The sequence below is a fragment of the Hydrogenophaga sp. PAMC20947 genome (genome assembly GCF_004795855.1).
GTDB lineage: Bacteria > Pseudomonadota > Gammaproteobacteria > Burkholderiales > Burkholderiaceae_C > Hydrogenophaga.
Genome location: NZ_CP039252.1, coordinates 2549672 through 2567306, shown reverse-complemented (window position 1 = coordinate 2567306; position 17635 = coordinate 2549672). Strand labels below are relative to the sequence as shown.

At 63.0% G+C, this 17635-nt stretch carries 18 protein-coding genes; 9 read left to right on the top strand and 9 right to left on the bottom strand.

All coding sequences use genetic code 11. The features are described 5' to 3' along the window. Positions 1-25: 25 nt before the first annotated feature. Positions 26-1282 carry a selenoneine synthase SenA gene (gene senA, locus E5678_RS11545; protein ID WP_136178665.1) on the bottom strand — a complete coding sequence of 419 codons (1257 nt, stop codon included), beginning with the start codon at positions 1280-1282 and terminating at the stop codon, positions 26-28. Between senA and senB the strand changes: the two genes are divergently transcribed. From senB to E5678_RS11520, 5 genes are all read left to right on the top strand, one after another. Then, on the top strand, positions 1281-2285 hold the full coding sequence (senB, locus tag E5678_RS11540; RefSeq protein WP_136178664.1) for a selenoneine biosynthesis selenosugar synthase SenB: 1005 nt from the start codon (positions 1281-1283) through the stop codon (positions 2283-2285). The genes senA and senB overlap by 2 nt on opposite strands. Before the next feature lie 143 nt (positions 2286-2428). Beyond that, positions 2429-3508, top strand: coding sequence for a selenide, water dikinase SelD (selD, locus tag E5678_RS11535; RefSeq protein WP_136178663.1), 1080 nt, complete (start codon positions 2429-2431; stop codon positions 3506-3508). 107 nt (positions 3509-3615) lie between these two features. Then, on the top strand, positions 3616-4740 hold the full coding sequence (locus E5678_RS11530) for a phospholipase A (RefSeq protein WP_136178662.1): 1125 nt from the start codon (positions 3616-3618) through the stop codon (positions 4738-4740). Positions 4741-4750: 10 nt separating this feature from the next. Further along, complete coding sequence (locus E5678_RS11525) at positions 4751-5218, top strand: isoprenylcysteine carboxylmethyltransferase family protein (RefSeq protein ID WP_247596754.1); 468 nt, start codon at positions 4751-4753, stop codon at positions 5216-5218. A 36-nt stretch (positions 5219-5254) separates the two neighbouring features. Beyond that, the gene (locus E5678_RS11520) at positions 5255-5953 is read left to right on the top strand and encodes a haloacid dehalogenase type II (RefSeq protein WP_247596753.1); all 699 of its coding nucleotides are present in this window, start codon (positions 5255-5257) and stop codon (positions 5951-5953) included. Positions 5954-5968: 15 nt separating this feature from the next. On the opposite strand, the gene E5678_RS11515 is transcribed toward E5678_RS11520, so the two are convergent. Further along, positions 5969-6415 carry a MarR family winged helix-turn-helix transcriptional regulator gene (locus tag E5678_RS11515; protein ID WP_136178660.1) on the bottom strand — a complete coding sequence of 149 codons (447 nt, stop codon included), beginning with the start codon at positions 6413-6415 and terminating at the stop codon, positions 5969-5971. 118 nt (positions 6416-6533) lie between these two features. On the opposite strand from E5678_RS11515, the gene E5678_RS11510 reads away from it, so the two are divergent. The 3 genes from E5678_RS11510 to E5678_RS11500 all read left to right on the top strand — a co-directional run bounded on the left by E5678_RS11510 (position 6534) and on the right by E5678_RS11500 (position 8910). Next, complete coding sequence (locus tag E5678_RS11510) at positions 6534-7550, top strand: YHYH protein (RefSeq protein WP_168708548.1); 1017 nt, start codon at positions 6534-6536, stop codon at positions 7548-7550. 205 nt (positions 7551-7755) lie between these two features. After that, positions 7756-8295 (top strand): hypothetical protein, encoded by a 540-nt coding sequence (locus tag E5678_RS11505; RefSeq protein WP_247596752.1) that lies wholly within the window; start codon positions 7756-7758, stop codon positions 8293-8295. A 147-nt stretch (positions 8296-8442) separates the two neighbouring features. After that, positions 8443-8910: a rhodanese-like domain-containing protein gene (locus E5678_RS11500; protein ID WP_247596751.1), complete on the top strand. Its 468-nt coding sequence runs from the start codon at positions 8443-8445 to the stop codon at positions 8908-8910. A gap of 54 nt (positions 8911-8964) precedes the next feature. On the opposite strand, the gene E5678_RS11495 is transcribed toward E5678_RS11500, so the two are convergent. From E5678_RS11495 to E5678_RS11465, 7 genes are all read right to left on the bottom strand, one after another. Beyond that, on the bottom strand, positions 8965-9774 hold the full coding sequence (locus E5678_RS11495; protein ID WP_247596750.1) for a DUF4399 domain-containing protein: 810 nt from the start codon (positions 9772-9774) through the stop codon (positions 8965-8967). A gap of 83 nt (positions 9775-9857) precedes the next feature. Beyond that, a complete protein-coding gene (locus tag E5678_RS11490) occupies positions 9858-10475 on the bottom strand; it encodes a hypothetical protein (RefSeq protein ID WP_136178655.1) in 618 nt (205 codons plus the stop codon). A gap of 403 nt (positions 10476-10878) precedes the next feature. After that, positions 10879-11451: a cysteine hydrolase family protein gene (locus E5678_RS11485; protein ID WP_136178654.1), complete on the bottom strand. Its 573-nt coding sequence runs from the start codon at positions 11449-11451 to the stop codon at positions 10879-10881. Positions 11452-11636: 185 nt separating this feature from the next. After that, positions 11637-12809: an FAD-dependent oxidoreductase gene (locus E5678_RS11480; protein WP_136178653.1), complete on the bottom strand. Its 1173-nt coding sequence runs from the start codon at positions 12807-12809 to the stop codon at positions 11637-11639. A 69-nt stretch (positions 12810-12878) separates the two neighbouring features. Continuing rightward, entirely contained in the window at positions 12879-13673 is a 795-nt protein-coding gene (locus tag E5678_RS11475; protein ID WP_136178652.1) for a DUF3047 domain-containing protein, read from the bottom strand. Beyond that, entirely contained in the window at positions 13670-14491 is an 822-nt protein-coding gene (locus E5678_RS11470; RefSeq protein ID WP_136178651.1) for a DUF547 domain-containing protein, read from the bottom strand. The genes E5678_RS11475 and E5678_RS11470 overlap by 4 nt, the downstream gene beginning before the upstream one ends. A gap of 47 nt (positions 14492-14538) precedes the next feature. After that, entirely contained in the window at positions 14539-16707 is a 2169-nt protein-coding gene (locus E5678_RS11465) for a bifunctional TVP38/TMEM64 family protein/FAD-dependent oxidoreductase (protein WP_136178650.1), read from the bottom strand. A 152-nt stretch (positions 16708-16859) separates the two neighbouring features. Here E5678_RS11465 and E5678_RS11460 point away from each other — a divergent pair, with 152 nt between their 5' ends. Next, positions 16860-17633, top strand: a complete 774-nt coding sequence (locus E5678_RS11460) for a YiiX/YebB-like N1pC/P60 family cysteine hydrolase (protein ID WP_136178649.1) — start codon at positions 16860-16862, stop codon at positions 17631-17633. Positions 17634-17635 lie beyond the last annotated feature (2 nt).

The window sequence follows — 17635 nt, the reverse complement described above, 5'->3', positions numbered from 1 at the left end:
GGTTGACGGGCGCCTGTGCGGGCCTTTAGCCCGACGCCCGTCCCGCCACGCTGCGAAAACCTGCCACGATGTCGTTTCGATCGGTGGGGAAAAAATTGCGGTAGCGGGCGTGGCGCATGCGGGGCGCCGTGGCCGGGCTGGCGCCTTTGAGCACCGGGCGCCCGTCGAACCAGGGGGCCGAATAGTCCCGGTAGGGGTGGGGCTCGAAGCCGGGCAAGGGCTCAAAATCGCTGGCCGTCCACTCCCACACGCTGCCCCATTGGAACACTGGTTGCGTGAGCGCGGCGGCCTCCCACTCGGCTTCGGTGGGCAGGCGGCGCTGAGCCCATTGGCACCAGGCCTGGGCCTCGTGGGCTGAGAGGTGGCGTGCCGATTCATTCAGGTTCAGCGTTTGCCAGGTTCCGAAGCGCCAGCATTGCCAGCCGCCCGGCGTCTGACGGAGGTAGCGCGGCGCCACGTCGGGCCGCCTCTGGCGCCAGGCCCAGCCCAATGCGCTCCAGTGTTCTGGTGCGTCGGCCGCGCCACTCTCTACAAACGGCAGGTATTGCGCCCAAGTGACCGGCTGGCTGTCGATCTCGTACGGAGATATGGCCTGGCGGTGCGTGCCTCGCTCGTTGTCGAAATCGAAACCAGGACCGTTGCGGCCCCGTGTCCAGTCGGTGGCCTGCATGTGCAGGGCTTCTGCTGCGGTGCTGGCTTGGGGAGCAGGGTGCGGCTGCGCACCCTGGCTGAAAGGGTCGAGGCCCAGCGTCTGGGCCATGTAGATGGCGGCCTCGGTGTGCATGTCTTCGTGGAACAGCGCGAGGCGAAAAAAGTACAAACCTTGATCATCATCTTGCGCACGATCCAGGCAGGCCAGGGTGTCGTCGAGGCTGCCTTGCAGTTCGGCGCGCACGGCATGGGCATCGGGCAGATCGAGCGCCCAGCGGGTGGCGTGGGCCACGGCGCTGGAGTTGTACAAACCGTCCACGTCAGGGCGGCGCGTCGGCCGTCGAGGCACGTCTGGATTGGCCGCCGTGCCTCTGGCCCGCTCGGGGTTGCGGGCGATCCACCAGTCAGCAAACCAGCCAATGTGGCCCAGTTCCCACAAGGGCAAATTGAGTTCGTGGGACTGGGGGACGCGCATGTCCGGCCCCAGGGCGCTTTCGTATGCGGCAAACAGCGCGAGGCTGCGTGCCCGGGCGTCGAGCAGCGCGTCGGCCAGCGCGGCCTTGCCGGCGCAGCGCCAAGTCTCCGCTTCACGTGAGCCATCGTCCACAATGAGCGCGTTAAGAGATGCCATGAACACACGTCCCCTTCTTTGTCTGGTCACGCCAGCGCTGGCCGATGCCAACAACGGCAACTGGCAGACCGCCCAGCGCTGGGCGCGTCTGCTCTCGACCCATTATCGGGTGCGTCTGGCCAAGACCTGGACGGGTGCATCGGCCGAAGACCGCTCCGATCAAGGGTTGCTGGCCTTGCACGCGCGCCGCTCCGCAGACGCGGTGGCGGCCTGGGCACAGCTGCGCCCCGGCCAACCCCTGGCGCTGGCGCTCACCGGCACCGATCTTTACCGAGACATACAGACCGACGCCAGCGCCCAGCGCTCGATCCGGCTGGCTTCGGCGTTGATTGTGTTGCAGGACTTGGGACCGCTGGCTTTGCCTGCCGAGTTGAGGTCGCGCTGTCATGTGGTGTTGCAGTCCAGTACCCGTCGCAAAACACTGCCCAAGACAACCGCCCACCTTCGAGCACTGATGGTGGGGCACCTGCGCGAAGAAAAATCGCCGGAGACCTTTTTTGAGGCAGCCCGGTTGCTGCGCCCCGACGAGGGCATCTGGCTGGACCACATTGGCCGTGGGCTGGACCCAGTGCTGGCACAGGCTGCACAGGCCACCATGGATGCGTGTACCCACTACCGTTGGCTGGGTGGGCTCCCGCACACCACCACCCGCGAGCGCATCCAGCGCGCTCATCTGCTGGTGCACGCGAGCCGCATGGAAGGGGGCGCGCATGTGATCATGGAGGCGGCGCTCAGTGGCACGCCCGTGCTGGCCTCGCGCATCGATGGCAATGTGGGCATGTTGGGCGCTGACTATGCCGGGTACTTTGAACCGGGAAATGCACAAGGGCTGGCCAGCCTGCTGCGCATTTGCCGCATGGGCATCAACCAGCCCGACGGCCTGCTGGCCCAACTGCATTCACAATCTGTTCAACGCGCCAAGCTGTTTGAGCCGTCGGCCGAGCAGGCCGCGCTGGTGCGGGCGCTGGCGGGTTTGCCATGGCCGTCCGGGCCACGTATGTGATTTTCCGGCAGGCGGTCCCGGCTTCGTTCGCTGCTTGGCTGGCTGTCTTGCGTTGGGGGGGCCTCCACCTTGCCTCGTGGATTCAATGATGCAACCCGCCGTTCGCGCCCCGGTTCTTCTTCTTGTTTGGGACACCCGTCACGATGACCGATTTTTTGTCAAGCCCCACCGTTCCGGTTGAGCCCCGCCTGACCAGCCTCTCGCACGGTGGCGGCTGTGGCTGCAAGATCGCGCCCGGCGTGCTGAGCGAAATCCTCAAGGGCACGAGCGCCATGCCCATCCCCAAGGCGTTGCTGGCGGGCATCGAAACGGCAGACGATGCGGCCGTGTACCAGCTCAACGATGAGCAAGCCCTGATCGCGACCACCGATTTTTTCATGCCCATCGTCGACGATCCGTACCACTTCGGCCGCATTGCCGCAGCCAACGCCATCAGCGACGTTTACGCCATGGGGGGCACTCCCATCATGGCGCTGGCGCTGGTGGGCATGCCGGTGAACGTGTTGTCTACAGAGACCATTGCCAAGATTCTGGATGGTGGTCAGAGCATTTGCCGCGAGGCGGGCATTCCGATCGCAGGCGGGCACACCATCGACTCGGTCGAACCCATTTATGGCCTGGTGGTCATGGGCCTGATGCACCCCAAGCATGTGAAGAAGAACGCCGATGCCCGGGTCGGTGACCGCTTGATCCTGGGTAAGCCGCTGGGCGTGGGCGTGTTGTCGGCGGCGTTGAAAAAAGACGCTTTGTCGCCCGAGGGTTATGGGCAGATGATCGCCAACACGACCCAACTTAACACCCCAGGCCCCGATCTGTCCAAGCTCGAAGGCGTGCACGCGCTCACCGACATCACCGGTTTTGGGCTGGCGGGCCACACGCTGGAAATGGCGCGTGGCGCCAAGGCCGCAGTCCGCATCGAGATGGCCCGCGTGCCGTTGCTGCCGGGGGTGCGCGACCTCGTGGCCCAGGGCATGGTGACGGGTGCTTCCGGGCGCAATTGGGCGGCGTATGGCCACGAAGTGATGCTGGGCGCTGCCCTGCAGCCGGTGGACCAGGCTTTGCTGAGCGATCCGCAGACCAGCGGGGGCTTGCTGGTGGCCTGCTCGGCCGAATCGGTGGACGCCGTGTTGGCCATCTTTCAGCGCCATGGGTTTGCCGCCGCAGCCGAGGTGGGGGAAATCGTGGCCGCGGATTCGGACGGCGTGCGGTTGCAGGTGGTTTAATGCAAGCCCTGATCGGGGAGGTAGGCGGGCACGACCCGCGCCTCCTTCGTTTCGGGCAAAGTTTCACCGTGCTTTTTACCCGTTGAGCCCTCTATTGAGCTGTCACCATGCGATCCATTTCCTTTGTTGCGCTGACCGCACTCGGTTTGTCCTCCACGGCCCAGGCCAATGACTTTGCCTCCTGTACTTCGGTAGCGGAAGACGTTGCCCGGTTGGCCTGTTTTGATCAAAAGGCCAAACAATTCGCCGATCCGCTGGTGCTGCAGGCGCCACCGGTGTCGGTCCAGCCGATGGACGCCACAGCCGCGGCAGAGCCCGAGCCCGAGCCGCCAGTGGTATCAGCCGCCCAGCGTGCCGAGGCACAACCCAGCGAAATCACCCGTTTCTGGGATCTCGAACACGCCACGTCCCGCGACACCTTTGAACTCCGCGCCTACCGCCCTGTGGCGCTCAGCCTGACGGGTGGGACCCCGGTGAACCGGCTGCCGAGCAGCCCGACTGCGGACCACACCGCAGCCAACCCCACGGCCTACCAGCCTGGCGAGGTGAAGCTGAACCTCAGCGTGCGCACCAAACTGGTCAGCGGCATGCTGCGGCGCGGCGATGATCCGCTGCGCGATTCCCTCTGGTTTGGGTACACCCAGCAAAGCCATTGGCAACTGTTCAACAAGGGCCTCTCCCGGCCCTTTCGGAACACCGATCACGAGCCTGAGCTCACCTACGTATTTCCCCATTTCCTCAGCCTGCCCAGTGGCTGGACTTACCGCATGACGGGTGTCGGTTTGGTGCACCAGTCCAACGGCCAGACCTTGCCTTTGTCACGCAGCTGGAACCGCATCTACCTCATGGCAGCGGGTGACAAGATCGCGGACAACGGGGACCGCTTTACTTTGCAGGCGCGGGTGTGGACCCGTTTGAATGAAACCAATGGCAAGGACGACAACCCCGATATCAGCGACTACGTGGGACGGGGCGAATTGGAGGGGCGCTGGAGTTTTGACACTGGCGTGAGCACCGACAGCGTGCTGCATACCTTGGGCCTGAGCCTGCGCCACTCGCTGCGCAGCCAGGGCCGTGGGTCAGCCCGTCTGGAATACCTGCGCAGTGTGGGCAAAGCCGACAGCGGACTGCGGTTCCACACCCAGCTGTTTTACGGCTACGGTGACAGTTTGCTGGACTACAACGTCAAGCGCACCACGCTCACGGCCGGTCTGAGCCTGGTGGACTGGTAAGCAGCGCACCATGCAAGGATTGAACGCTCTGGAAACCCGTATCCCACCGCCGGTGGTGGCTTTGGTGCTGGCGTTTCTGATGTGGAACGGCTCGGTCTGGCTGGGTGCGGTTTCGCCACCCGCATGGCGTCTTGCCCTTGTGGCCGCATTGGTCGCCTTGGGGGCGGTTTGTGACCTGTCTGGTGTGTGGGCGTTTCACCGTGCGCGCACCACGGTGAATCCGATGAAGCCCGGCTCCGCGACGTCCCTCGTGACCGCTGGCATCTACCGCTGGACGCGCAACCCCATGTATGTGGGCATGGTGCTGTTTCTCACCGCCGGGGCTGTTTACCTCTGGTCGATTTGGGCTTTGCCTGGGCCGCTGGCCTTCGTGGTCTATATCAACCGGTTTCAGATCGGGCCCGAAGAACGGGTGATGCGGGCGCGTTTTGGCGAGGCTTATGAGGCCTACTGTCGGCGCGTTCGCCGGTGGATGTGAAACACAGCTGAAATCCACGGTCGGAAGGAGACACCCTTGAAAACACCGCGCATTCTTGCCTTTGACATTTTTGGTACCGTGGTCGATTGGCATGGCAGCATCGTGCGAGAAGTCGAGGTGCTGTACCCCGGCGTCGACGCCAATGCCCTGGCCCTGGCCTGGCGCGCTGGCTACGAACCGGCGATGCAACGGGTGCGTTCGGGCGAGCTGGGCTGGACGCGCATCCATGAGTTGCACCGCCTCATCCTCGACGGCATCTTGCCGGGCGTTGGTTTGGCGCACTTGAGCGAGGCCGAGCGGCAGCACCTCAACCGGGTCTGGCACCGGCTTGAGGCCTGGCCCGACACGGTCGCCGGCCTCACGCGGTTGAAGACCCGCTTCACCCTGTGCACGCTCTCCAACGGCAACATCGGATTGCTCACCAACATGGCCAAGCGGGCGGGGCTTCCCTGGGATTGCATTCTCTCGGCCGAGGTGTTCCGCGCTTACAAACCCGATCCCGCCACCTACCTGGGTGTGGCTCAGACCTTCGATGTGAACCCCGCCGAGGTGACGCTGGTCGCGACACACCAGGACGATCTGGACGCTGCCCGTGCTTGTGGGCTGACCACGGCCTACATCGAGCGACCGCTGGAGTTCGGGTCGTCGCGAGTGAAGGATGTGTCGCCCGATCCAGCCAATACCTGGCATGCCCGCGATCTGGTGCATCTGGCGGAGCAACTGATGGCGGTGTGACCGCGCGGTCGGGAGTCAATCCACGGGTGGCCCTGGCGGCTGACCCCCCAGTGCGTCGCGCAATTCGCGGGTGAGTGCGGCCAGCTGGTGGGCCTTGGGCTGGCCCAGCAGCGCGTCCATGAGCCGATCCATGTCGGCCCAGGCTTCGTACACCTTGCCCAGGGCATCGCATCCGCGTGCCGACAAGGTGAGCAGGTTGCCTCGGGTCGAGTCAGGGTTCCGCACCTTGTCGATCAAACCCGCTTCGATCAGACGGCTGCTCATGGTGCTCATGCTGGCGGCCGTGAGGTTGAAGGCGCGCGCCAGCGCCACCTGGGACACGGGCCCCATGCGGTCCATGGCGTCGAGCACCCGGGCCTGGCGCGGTGATATGCCCAGTCCGGTCAGGCGTGAGCGCAGGTGCTCTTCCAGCAAATGGCCGGAGTGCAAGTGGGCGTGAAACGCAAATCCTTGTTTTGGCATGGGTTTATTAGTATGCTAACTGCTGTTCGTGGTGTTGCAAGTCTGCGGGCTGCAACCGTGGGTTGTGCATGCGTTCATGCAGGCCTGTCAATGCAAGGTGATAAAGGAAAGAAGCTTGATGATTGTGAACACCTGGATGCGCTGGGCCATCTTGGCTGCATTGAGCTTTGCAGTCGCCGGGCCTGCAATGGCCCATAGCGAGAAGGACGCGCTGCAGGCCGTGGCCGAATTCTTCAAGCAGGCCACCGTGGTGGCCGGGCCAACGGCCGTGGATTGCACGCTGTCGGGTGGCACAAAAACCCGCTGTTTCTCCATCACCGTGAAACCCCGACCCGGCAACTACACACCCGGGCCATGGTGCCCGACCCAGGCCTCCGATGGGCCTGACAAGAGCGGCATCTGGCTCAAGGACGGCCAGGTGCTGGACGCCGACGGCACCTTCATGGGCAGCCTGCCCCAGCTCTACAAAGACAACAACTGGCAAATGGTCGATCCCAAGACCGGCAAGATCAAGGTCACCGACACCCGGGAAGCCTGTGACGCGGCAGCGCGGCCCGATGTGGACCCGAAGTACCGCAACTACTGTGTGCAATGCCTGCCCGAGTACCTGGAAGCGGACCACCAGACCTATGTGATTCCTCTGGAACCCCGGGCGCCGGCTCAATCCAGCGAAGGGCGCCTGTCAGGCGCGGGCGTGGCCTTCAATGGTGTGCGCCTCGATGGCCCCGCACCCGTTGACGCCATTCTGGGGGCTTACACGATTGCGCCGTTTGACGACTGCGGAGGGCATGTGAACCTGCACGCTGGATACCACTACCACGCCGTGACCGACTGCCTCAACAAGAGTGCCCCGACCGCCGCGCATGGCGCGCAGGTGGGCATGGCCCTCGATGGGCACACGATCTTTGCGCGCCTGACCGCCGATGAACAAGCCCCCACCGATCTGGACCGCTGCAATGGACACACGCTGGCCGGGCTGGGCTACCACTACCACGCGGGCGCCCCGGGCGGCAACTCGATCCTGGCTTGCCTGAGCGCTGAGGCGGGCTGCGCCCTGGAGGGCGATGCGCAGGCCTGCGATGCATCCAGGCAGCGCCGTCCACCACCGCCTGGTGGTGGTCCTCCTCCCCGCTGAGCACCTGTGGCCAGCCTGACTGTTTTCCCACTCCCAAACTGAAGGAATTTCCCATGATGTTACGAATCTCGATCATTTCGGCTGTACTTGTTTTGGCTGGCTGTGCCGGGCCACACGGCCAACACCCCCCCGTGGCGAAGAGGGCCCGAAAGGCATGGGCATGAAAGATATGGGGATGAAAAATATGGGGATGAAAGACAGGGGCATGAGCTTCTTCATCACCAGTGCCAACCCGGGCAAAGGTGCCGACCTCGGTGGTCTGGCGGGCGCCGATGCGTACTGCGCGTCTCTGGCACAAGCGGCCGGCGCGAAAGGCAAGACCTGGAAGGCCTACCTGTCTTCCACAAAAGAAAATGCCCGTGACCGCATCGGCAAAGGACCTTGGACGAATGCCAAGGGTGTGGTCGTGGCCACCAGCGTCGATGATTTGCACAGCGACCAAAACAAGCTGAGCAAAGAAAACACCGTCGATGAAAAAGGCATGGGGATCAACGGACGCGGTGATACGCCCAACCGCCACGATGTCATGACCGCTTCCAACGCCAACGGCATGCTGGAAGGCGGCACCTGCAACGACTGGACCAGCAGCGGCGAAGGCTCCATTCTGGTGGGCCACCACGACCGCGTGGGTGGCGGCGCAGCGCCCACCTCCTGGAATGCGGCACACCCTTCACGCGGTTGCGGCATGGAGGCCCTGAAGGCCACTGGCGGCGATGGCCTGTTCTACTGCTTCGCAGCCAACTGACGCCATCACAGCGGCCACATCGGGGCCGCGTCAAAGACACCCGATCGCTCCCTGCCGGAGCGGTGCGGGAAAGCGCTGATGGAAAACATCAGCGAACGCTTATATGATGGGCCGTCGTGTGTTTTACGCGCTTGTACGGAGTCCCCCTTGTTTATCCAGAATCTCAAACCAGCGCTGCTGGCGCTCGCGCTAACGCTGGTGGCTGCTGCGGCTCATGCCGACAACAAGGCCTTGGCCATTGATGAGATGGAAGCCTATCTGGAGTTTGTGGACTACGGCGGCGGCGTGATCTTTGCCGAGCAGATCCCAAAAGACGAATGGCCCAAGTTCATGGTCATTGATGCGCGCGATGCCGGCCAGTTTTCGAAGAACCACATCCCTGGCGCGGTCAACATGGACTGGCGGCGCGTGCTGGCCGAGCGCAGCCACATTCCCAAAGACCGGCCGGTGCTGATCTATTGCAACACCGGGTCGCTGTCGGCCCAGGCGGGTTTTGCCCTGCGTGTGGCCGGCTGGGACAACGTGCGCATCCTGCAAGGCGGTATGGAAGAGTGGGCCTTGAAAGGTGGCTTTGACGCCGCCAGTCGCGTTGCAACCCCCAGCAGTCGACATTGAGGAAAAGTGACAGTCCGGCCCGCCCTGCCCATGGTCGGTGGTGGGGCAGGGCGCTCAGCGCACCTGAACTTGCGCGAGTGCGGGCGCGATCAGATCGGATTTGCCCGTGATGTTGTCAACCCACTCCAGCTGCAGCCGGTAAGCTCCTGCAGGGGGTGAGAGGTAGGTCTCGGTCTGCCCGTTGGGGTAGTTGAGATCGGCACTGCCTTTGCCATTGAGCGCCACCACTGTGAGCTTGAAATGCCCAGTGTCGGGCTGCTGCTGAGACAAGTGCCCCACATTCAGCAACGACGCGTGGAACTGAACCCGGAACGGCGTGCGCAGCGGCTCACCCTCGGGCAGCATCAGGCTGATGCCCTTGCGCTGCAGGCTCTTGGGGTCGGTCGCGTTCTTTTTCGTGACCGTGATCGTGGTGGGTTTGCTGTACACAAAATGCGGCAAGTGCTTCTGGTTGGCCAGCAACATGCGCAGGGTGTAGGTGCCCGGCTCAAAGGTCAGCACCGTTTCCATCTGACCACCACCAAAGTGGATGTACTGGTCGTTGAAAGGCAGGGCTTCAGTGAAATTGAGGGGCAGTTCGCGGTTCACCAGCAGGTGGTGGTGGCCTGCCTTGCCGCTGGATGGCTTGGCCACAGGTGCGAGCCCCCAACCACCAGACAACCCGAATTTCAGCACAAACGGCGTCTCGATCTGGTCGCCATCCTGGATGTTGGTGAAATAGGCTTCCGACTTCAGGCGCGGTGTGGGCACATCCCAGGGGTGGATGTTGGAATGTGGCGCGGTCTGGGCATGTGCCAGCAGGGGCGCCAATGCTGCGGTGAAAGCGGCGGCGATGGCAAACGTTGCAACGCGACTGAAAAGCATGGGTCGGGGGGCCTTGAGCATTCGGGTTTGGAGAGTGCGAACAGCGTTGGATGTCATTGTCGCCGTTCAATGCCTTGGGGGGCTTACGGTTCGCGCAATTCAGCAAAATTGCTGAGCGAAGTTTTCATGGAATCGATCCAGTCGGGTATCGGCTTGGGTTCGTCCCGGGCGGCCAGTTTCAGTGTGAGGTTGACCGCCACGAACAGCAGCAACCACGCGGCGGCGGCAATTTCGAGCACAAAGAGCAGCGAAACCGTGCCATTCCATACGCGGGCAATGCCCAGAAAAGCGCAAAAGAACCACAGGCTGTTGGACAGCGACACACTGCCCGCCACCGTCGTCCATTCGCCCCGTGTCCACCGGGAGACAGGGCGCGAGCGCCCCAAGATGGGGAACACTTTGCGGTGCAGGACAAAGGCATTGACCGTCAGCAACGCCACCAGCACCAGTTTGGCTTGCAGTTTTTCATTGGCGAGGTAGTCGGGGTTGGCCTGTACCCCCAGGTAGACGATGGTGGCGCCTGTCAGGTACAGCAACGTGAGGGCGACGCTGATCATCAATGTTTCAAAGCGCTCTGGAGCGGGGATGACAACCCTGTAGCCCAGCGCTTTGGCGGCGAGGCGCAGATCGGTGATAACGATCGTGCCGATGGCCGCACAGGACGCGATAAGGTGAAGGTAAACAAGGATGGTCTTGAACATGTTTGTTTTTGGTACAAGTGGCCGCCAAGGTTGAGTATTTTATTGTTACTTTTGTAACTTTTCACTCCCAGTTGCCAATATAAGGGGAGTCCTGGCCAAGCTGGGTTGCCCGGCTGTTTTCTTTGTCTGCATGTGGCGCTGATCAAACACCCAGCGGCGTTGCGTCACATTTCGCTCGCTTCCCAGGGTTGATCGGCCCAGCAGCCATCCCTGAGCCCTACGCAAGCATCGAGCCAGGGCAGGCCTTTGCCCGTCGCAAGGTCGGTACATCCCTGGTGGTCGGGTGGAGCAAGCGGGCGGGCAGGTTTGTGGCTGTGCCCAGCCGTTGCCGCTGAGCCAAACGACGGGGTGCTTGGGCATTCACTCGCAGCCCGGGCAAACACGCAGCCTCTACAGCGCCGCATCAGGAAGACAGAGGGGAGCGAGAAAGAAAAGGGCGCGGTGCCAGCTCAAGCTCCGCAGTCGGGACAGCCGTCGCACGAGGGCCGAAACTCGATATGTTCGTCAGCGTCGCGTTGTGGTGGGCAATGACTTGTTGGGGGCCGATGGCATCGTTGCCAGCGGAGGTGTGGGCGTCGGAGACCAGGACCACGGGGTAGCCCAGCGCGAGTGCCCGCCGCGTGGTGGTGTCAACGCAAAACTCGGTGTGCATGCCGCAGATCACGAGCTGTGTGATTCCGCGTGATTGGAGCAACGCCTCCAGCTCGGTTCTCAGGAATGAATCGGGCGTTGTCTTTCGCACCCGAAGATCACCGGGGCTGACCTCCAGGCCACGTGCGAGCTGCCATGCGGGGCTGCCATGTTCGAGATAGCCAGCCTGGGATTCGTGCTGGATGAAAACGACCGGTGCCGCCGCAGCGCGGGCCTTGCGCGTGATCCGGTTGATTCGATCAATGGTGCCTGCGCAATCGTGGGCGGCTCCTTCGCCCTCGCAAAGACCTTGTTGCGTGTCGATTACAAGGACGGCAGTTGTCATGGGGCTCGAGCTGTTTTTGGGGCTGGCGTTCGGTATGAGGAGCCTGGCCTGTTTCTCAGAAATGGGCCCAGCCAATGGATGGCCTGGGGCTCAACGATGGCATGAGGGTACTTTGGCGTGCATTGCCCCGTGGCGGTGTGCCGCTTGCAAGGTGACTTCCAGCCCGCATTCGCTGGTACCGATCTTCACGCGGCAGACCGCATGTGCTTCGCCACAAAAGCCCGGTCGATCCGGTCTTTCCAGCGCCAGGCCCAGGCGCCTTCGGTGTGCCAGAGGCCGTAGCTCACGATGGCGTGGCCGGTGCCGCAAGAGAGCAAGTTGAGCGTATGGGTCGGTGGGCGGTGGGGCTTGAGGGCCTGGCCTTCGTGGTGGGCGAGCAGGTTGGTGGCCAGCGCAGGACCGGCGCGAACCGCGTAGACACCACTTTTGGGATGGGGGTGGTCTTCCCGGGTGGACACATCGCCCGCGGCGAACACGTTGGGGTGGCTGGGGCTTTGCTGGAATGCGTTGACCAGCACATGGCCTGCCTCAGACAAAGTGAGACCGCTGTCTTGTAGCCAGGGGGGCGCGTGGGTGCCGATCGCGAGCAGGGGCAGGTCGCAGGCGAGTTCGGCCCCGCTGCCGAGTTTGACCATACCGGGCGCGATGCCCACGCAGGTGTCGCGCAAAACGGTGATGCTCCGCCGCTTCAGCTGGCGCAGCACACGGCGGCGTACGCCGGGCCGGTAGTTGGCCGCGACACCGTCGCCGCCTGTGATGAGGGTGAAGCGCGCCCCCGAAATGCCCTGGGTGCGCAGGGCCTGTTCGGCGGCAAACACCAGCTCGATACCGGCCGCGCCCGCTCCGATCACAGCCATCGAGACAGGCTTGCTGCGCGCCAGCTCCAGGGCAGAGGGCCACAAGGTGGCGAACACTTCGATGGGGCGCACGATGAGGGCGTGGGTCGATGCCCCGGGCATGTCGAGTTCCAGCCGATCGCGGTCCACCACGGCACCGGTATCGATGGACAGCAGATGGTAAGGAATATCGGGCGGCAGGATGTCGTCAGGTGTCTGGCTGCGGGCCGAGGGGCTCAGGCGCACCCGTTGTTCGGTCGCATCGATGCCGCTGCAGCGCGCCTGAATCCATTTGGCGCCGGCTGCTTTGACCAGTGGCTCCAGCGGAATCTGACAGTCTTCGGCGATGTAGTGGCCCGCGACCAGACCGGGCGTCATGCCGCTGTAGGTCTGGTAGGGGTAGGGCGAGACCACGGTCACATCCAGATCGGCGGGCCGGTTTTGGGCCAGCTGGGCCAGCACATGCACATGGGCATGCCCGGCACCCAGGAGGACGAGTTTTTTGATACCGGTGGATCGCATGGGATCCGATATTAGCTGCCCGTGGTCGAAGGGCCTGCGAAATCGCTGGAAACGCCGACCGTGCAGATCTCATGGAACCCAGCGCAACCCTCGGATCCAGGCTGTGCTGTGGCTGGCGGTGTTGTCGCTGTCGGCGCCAATGACCACCTGGGTCACCGGGGGCAGATCGGAGCGGGGCGTCTCGGTGCCTTTGGGCAGTTCATCGGCAAAGAGGGTGGCGAAATCCTGTCCGACGTCGCGCGATTCGCTCACCCAGCGCGACAACGGAGCGCTGCGCCCCTGCAGGCTGATGAAACGCACGCGTCGCGTATACGGATTCACGCCCTGGCGCAGTGCGGGCCCAGCGCTGTCCCAGACGTAGCACAAAGTGGCCGCGGGCAGCGGCTCGCCGCTCACGCTGCGTGCGATTCGCAGCACGGTGCGGTCAACGAACGGGATGCTGTCCAGAGGCAGGTCGAACATCACGCAGACCTTGAGGGCCGCGTCGTCACCGGACTTGGCGAGCAGATCGGCCGAGCCCTTGCCCCCCGACAGCGGCTCGTCGAGGCGCCAGCGCCATTGCAGCTGGGAGGGCACGCTGCCGCGCCAGGGGTGCACCCAGGTGCCGTAGGAAGATTCGGTGGTGACCTTGAGCGCGGCTTGCTGGTCCACGTTGCCCGCTTCGAAGCGGGTGGGCGGCAAGTCGGCCTGTTTTTTGGGGAAGCCAACAAACCGCCAGACGGGTGAGAGCTCGCCGTCGGGTTGAACCAAGGGTGCGAGCTGAGGAGCTTTGACGACTTGGGCTTGGGCGAGACCCCAGCCCAGCGCACACAACAGCCCGCTGAGGGTGCTGATGGCGGTGACGACAACCCGATGCGGTTTCATCGGCCGGCGTCGTTGAGCGACCAGTCGTAGTCGAGGTAACTGACCTGCAGGCTCCTGGCGCGCAGGCTGGCCTGCTCGTCGGCCTGGTCGGTGAGCTGCTCAGCATAAGCGGCGAACACGTCTTCAACTTGCTTGAAGCCGCGGTAGCCGCTGTTGAAATCTTCCTTGAACCATTTGAAGATTGAGCTCACCTCAAGCTGGTCACCTTTTACGCGGTTGCGGGTGCGGTCGCCCATGAAGCGGCGCATGCCGTCTTCAAGCTGGGCTTCCAGTTTGCTGGCGGTGAAGGCTTCGTCGCGCAGTGCTGGGCACCCGATGCTGGCGCAGTTGACCGCTGCGTGAACCCGGGGCTCTTTGTAGACAGGGCGCAGCTGTTCGTGCTCGATCCAGTCGAGGTGGCGCTCGGCGCCCAGGAGCGTGAAAAACTCCTTTTTCCAGGCCGACTGGAAAACCGACCCCAGGTCCTTGATCGATTTCAGGTTGGGGTATTTGGTGAGAATCAGCTCAACGGTGTAGGCGTTGTAGGCGTTGATCAGGAAAGCCATCCGCTGTGGTTTGTTCCAGCCATCAAATGCCGCCTTGGGCACGGCGCTCATGCTGGTGAGCACTTCCTTGAGCGCCGCTCGGTCGGCCGCGAAACCCTTGTAGTTCACACGCGACTGTTTGCCGTCGGGCAGCCAGCGCACATGTTTTTTCACCAGGGTATTCCAGCTGGCGTACTGGTGGTCAAACGCGGTTTGGGCGAAAGCACCCAGCGGCAGCAGCGTCGCGCCGGCCAGGGCGGCCAGCAGTTGCAAGGTGTGGCGACGGGGGTTCATGCGTTGTTCTCTCATGGAGGGGTTGGAGTGGCTGCGGGCAGGCGAGTTCAACCGCGGCGCCAGTCGTGGAATTTTTTGACCCACATCAGCAGCTTCTCGGGCTGGTGGGCGCGTTTCCAGTCGCCTGCGGCGTACTTGTTGGCCTCGGACATGGTGGGGTAGGTGTGGATGGTGCCCAGGATCTTGTTCAGGCCCATGCCGTGTTTCATGGCGAGCACGTATTCGGCCAGCAAGTCGCCAGCGTGGCTGCCCACAATGGTCACGCCCAGGATCTTGTCTTTGCCCGGCACGGTCAGCACCTTGACGAAACCTTGGGTTTCGCTGTCGGCGATGGCGCGGTCGAGATCGTCCATGCCGTATTTGGTGACTTCATAAGGAATGTTCTTTTCCTTGGCTTCCAGTTCGTTGAGGCCCACGCGGGCGACTTCGGGATCGATAAAGGTGGCCCAGGGGATTACCGAGTAGTCGACCTTGAATTTCTTGAAGTCGCCAAACAGCGCATTGACCGCCGCATACCAGGCCTGGTGAGAGGCCACGTGGGTGAACTGGTAGGGGCCCGCCACATCGCCTGCGGCGAAGATGTTGGGGTACAGCGTTTCCAGGTATTCGTTGGTTTCCACCGTGCGGTTGGTGGGCACGCCGATGTCTTCCAGACCGTAGCCGGTGAGGCGGGCACTGCGGCCCACGGCGCACAGCAGCTGGTCATACACAATGCGTTGCTCGGCGCCCTGGAATTCCACGATCAACGTTTTTTCGCCGTCGATGATTTCGCAGCGCAGGGCCTTGTGGCCCACGCGCACATCCACGCCGTCAGCCTCCAGCGCTTTCTTCGCCAGCTCGCTCACTTCTTCGTCTTCCCGCGCCATGATGCGTGGGCCCATTTCAACCTGGGTCACGGCCGAGCCCAGGCGGGCAAAGCTTTGAGCCAATTCGGAACCAATGGGGCCACCGCCGAGCACCACCAGGCGTTTGGGCACTTCGTCGAGCTTGGCGAATTCGTCCCACAGCGTGTCGCTGGTCACGTAGCCCACGTCTTCCAGACCGGGCAGTGGTGGCACAAAGGGGCGGGCGCCAGCGGCGATCACGATGCTGCGCGCGGTCAGGCGCTGGGTGCCGCCGTCGTTTAGCGCGATCTCCACCGTCCAGGGGTTCACCAGCTTGGCGTAGCCCTGCAAAACCTCCACACCCAGTTCGGTGTAGCGCTCCACGCTGTCGTGGGGCTCGATGGCTTTGATCACATCGTGAATGCGCTGCATGACCGCCTTGAAGCTGAAGGTGGGTGTGGTGTTCGACAGACCGTACTGTTCGCCGTGGCGCATCTGGCTGGCCAGCTTGGCGCTTTTGATCAAGGCTTTGCTGGGCACGCAGCCGTAGTTCAGGCAATCGCCCCCCATTTTGTGGACTTCGACCAGCGTCACCTTGGCCTTCACCGCGGCAGCGATGTAAGCCGAGACCAGACCGCCCGCACCACCACCGATCACGATCAGGTTGCGGTCAAAACTTTTGGGCTTTACGCTGTTCCAGCGCGCGAATACCTTGCGCTTTTTGACGGCCTCCACGATCTTGCGTGCGATCAGCGGGAACAGGCCCAGGAGCACGAAAGAGCCGATCAGACCGGGGCTGAGGATGCCTTTGAGGGAATCGATCTGGGCCAGTTGCGTGCCTGCGTTCACGTACACGATGGTGCCGGCCAGCATACCGATCTGGCTGACCCAGTAAAAAGTTCGAGCCTTCATCTTGGTCAATCCCATGACGAGGTTGATCACAAAGAACGGCACGAGCGGGATCAGGCGCAAGGTGAAGAGGTAGAAAGCACCGTCTTTTTCGATGCCCTTGTTGATCTCGGCCAACCGGTTGCCGAATTTGCTTTCGATGCTGCTGCGCAGTACAAAGCGCGACATCAGGAAAGCCAGCGTAGCGCCCATGCTCGAGGCAAACGACACGATCACAGTGCCCCAGCCCAGACCGAAGATCGCGCCACCGGCGAGGGTGATGATGGCTGCGCCCGGGAGCGACAAGGCTGTGGCGACGACGTACAACAGGAAGTAGACCGCTGCCACCCTCAGGGGCTGGTTGGCATAGAGCTCGACAAAAGCGGCCTGGCTTTCTTTGATGTAGTCGAGGGTCAGAAAGCGGCCCAGATCGAAGGCGAAGAAGGCCACGATGCCGAGCACCACAGCGATCAAGAGTAAGAGTTTGCGAAGGTTCACGACCATTCCTTGTGATTTGTTGTGATTGAGTCGCCTCAGATCGCTGATCCTTACACAGTCATGGCGCATCAGCGCAGGAAGATCCTTATGCCGTCCAGAGTGACCCCCCTTGTTTTCAATGTACCGAGACCCTGTCAAAGGGCTGCGGGAGGGCTCCCATGAGGGCCTGGCTGGGCCGGGCTTTGGCGGCCTACCTGGGCACGCCCGGGCGAACTGTCGCGATCGGCTTCCCCACCGATATCGGCCGCCTGCGCTCTGCCTTGATACCCGGAGATGTGATCCTGGTGGAGGGCACCTCGCGCGTCAGCACGGCCATCAAATACCTCACCCAGTCCACGTGGTCGCACGCGGCGCTGTTTGTGGGCGACCTGCCTTGGCAAACGGCCGATGGCGAGACGCCTTGTGTGGTGGAAGCGGATATCAGCGATGGCGTGCGCGCGGTGTCTTTGGAGCTGTTTCGGCACCACGCCTGCCGGGTCGGTCGCCCCATGGGCATGGCGCCGGCCGATACCGAGGCGGTGTGCCGGTATGCGATTCAGCGGGTAGGGGAGTCGTATGACTTGAAAAACGTTGTGGATCTGGCGCGCTACCTTTTCCCTACGCCGCCGGTGCCGCTGGGCTGGCGCCGAAGAATGTTGTCACTGGGCAGCGGGGACCCGACCCGTGCCATTTGCTCCACGCTGATCGCCCAGGCTTTTCAGGCGGTGCAGTATCCGATCTTGCCGCGCATCGAAACACTGGATCTGAAAGACCCCACTTGCCTGCATTGTGTGCAGGAGATCCTGCATGTGCGCGACCACAGCCTTTTTGTACCGCGTGATTTTGATCTCTCGCCGTATTTTCAATTGGTCAAGCCTGGCCTGACCGAAGACTTCGATCACCGAGCCTTGCTTTGGGCCGACCGCGCAGGCACCATACTGACGGGCTCCTAGCC

Coding starts and splice junctions, on each gene's coding strand:
- senB (WP_136178664.1), top strand. CDS start 1,281: ATGAACACACGTCCCCTTCTTTGTCTGGTCACGCCAGCGCTGGCCGAT.
- senA (WP_136178665.1), bottom strand. CDS start 1,282: ATGGCATCTCTTAACGCGCTCATTGTGGACGATGGCTCACGTGAAGCG.
- selD (WP_136178663.1), top strand. CDS start 2,429: ATGACCGATTTTTTGTCAAGCCCCACCGTTCCGGTTGAGCCCCGCCTG.
- E5678_RS11530 (WP_136178662.1), top strand. CDS start 3,616: ATGCGATCCATTTCCTTTGTTGCGCTGACCGCACTCGGTTTGTCCTCC.
- E5678_RS11525 (WP_247596754.1), top strand. CDS start 4,751: ATGCAAGGATTGAACGCTCTGGAAACCCGTATCCCACCGCCGGTGGTG.
- E5678_RS11515 (WP_136178660.1), bottom strand. CDS start 6,415: ATGCCAAAACAAGGATTTGCGTTTCACGCCCACTTGCACTCCGGCCAT.
- E5678_RS11510 (WP_168708548.1), top strand. CDS start 6,534: ATGATTGTGAACACCTGGATGCGCTGGGCCATCTTGGCTGCATTGAGC.
- E5678_RS11505 (WP_247596752.1), top strand. CDS start 7,756: ATGAGCTTCTTCATCACCAGTGCCAACCCGGGCAAAGGTGCCGACCTC.
- E5678_RS11495 (WP_247596750.1), bottom strand. CDS start 9,774: ATGCTTTTCAGTCGCGTTGCAACGTTTGCCATCGCCGCCGCTTTCACC.
- E5678_RS11490 (WP_136178655.1), bottom strand. CDS start 10,475: ATGTTCAAGACCATCCTTGTTTACCTTCACCTTATCGCGTCCTGTGCG.
- E5678_RS11485 (WP_136178654.1), bottom strand. CDS start 11,451: ATGACAACTGCCGTCCTTGTAATCGACACGCAACAAGGTCTTTGCGAG.
- E5678_RS11480 (WP_136178653.1), bottom strand. CDS start 12,809: ATGCGATCCACCGGTATCAAAAAACTCGTCCTCCTGGGTGCCGGGCAT.
- E5678_RS11475 (WP_136178652.1), bottom strand. CDS start 13,673: ATGAAACCGCATCGGGTTGTCGTCACCGCCATCAGCACCCTCAGCGGG.
- E5678_RS11470 (WP_136178651.1), bottom strand. CDS start 14,491: ATGAACCCCCGTCGCCACACCTTGCAACTGCTGGCCGCCCTGGCCGGC.
- E5678_RS11465 (WP_136178650.1), bottom strand. CDS start 16,707: ATGGTCGTGAACCTTCGCAAACTCTTACTCTTGATCGCTGTGGTGCTC.
- E5678_RS11460 (WP_136178649.1), top strand. CDS start 16,860: ATGAGGGCCTGGCTGGGCCGGGCTTTGGCGGCCTACCTGGGCACGCCC.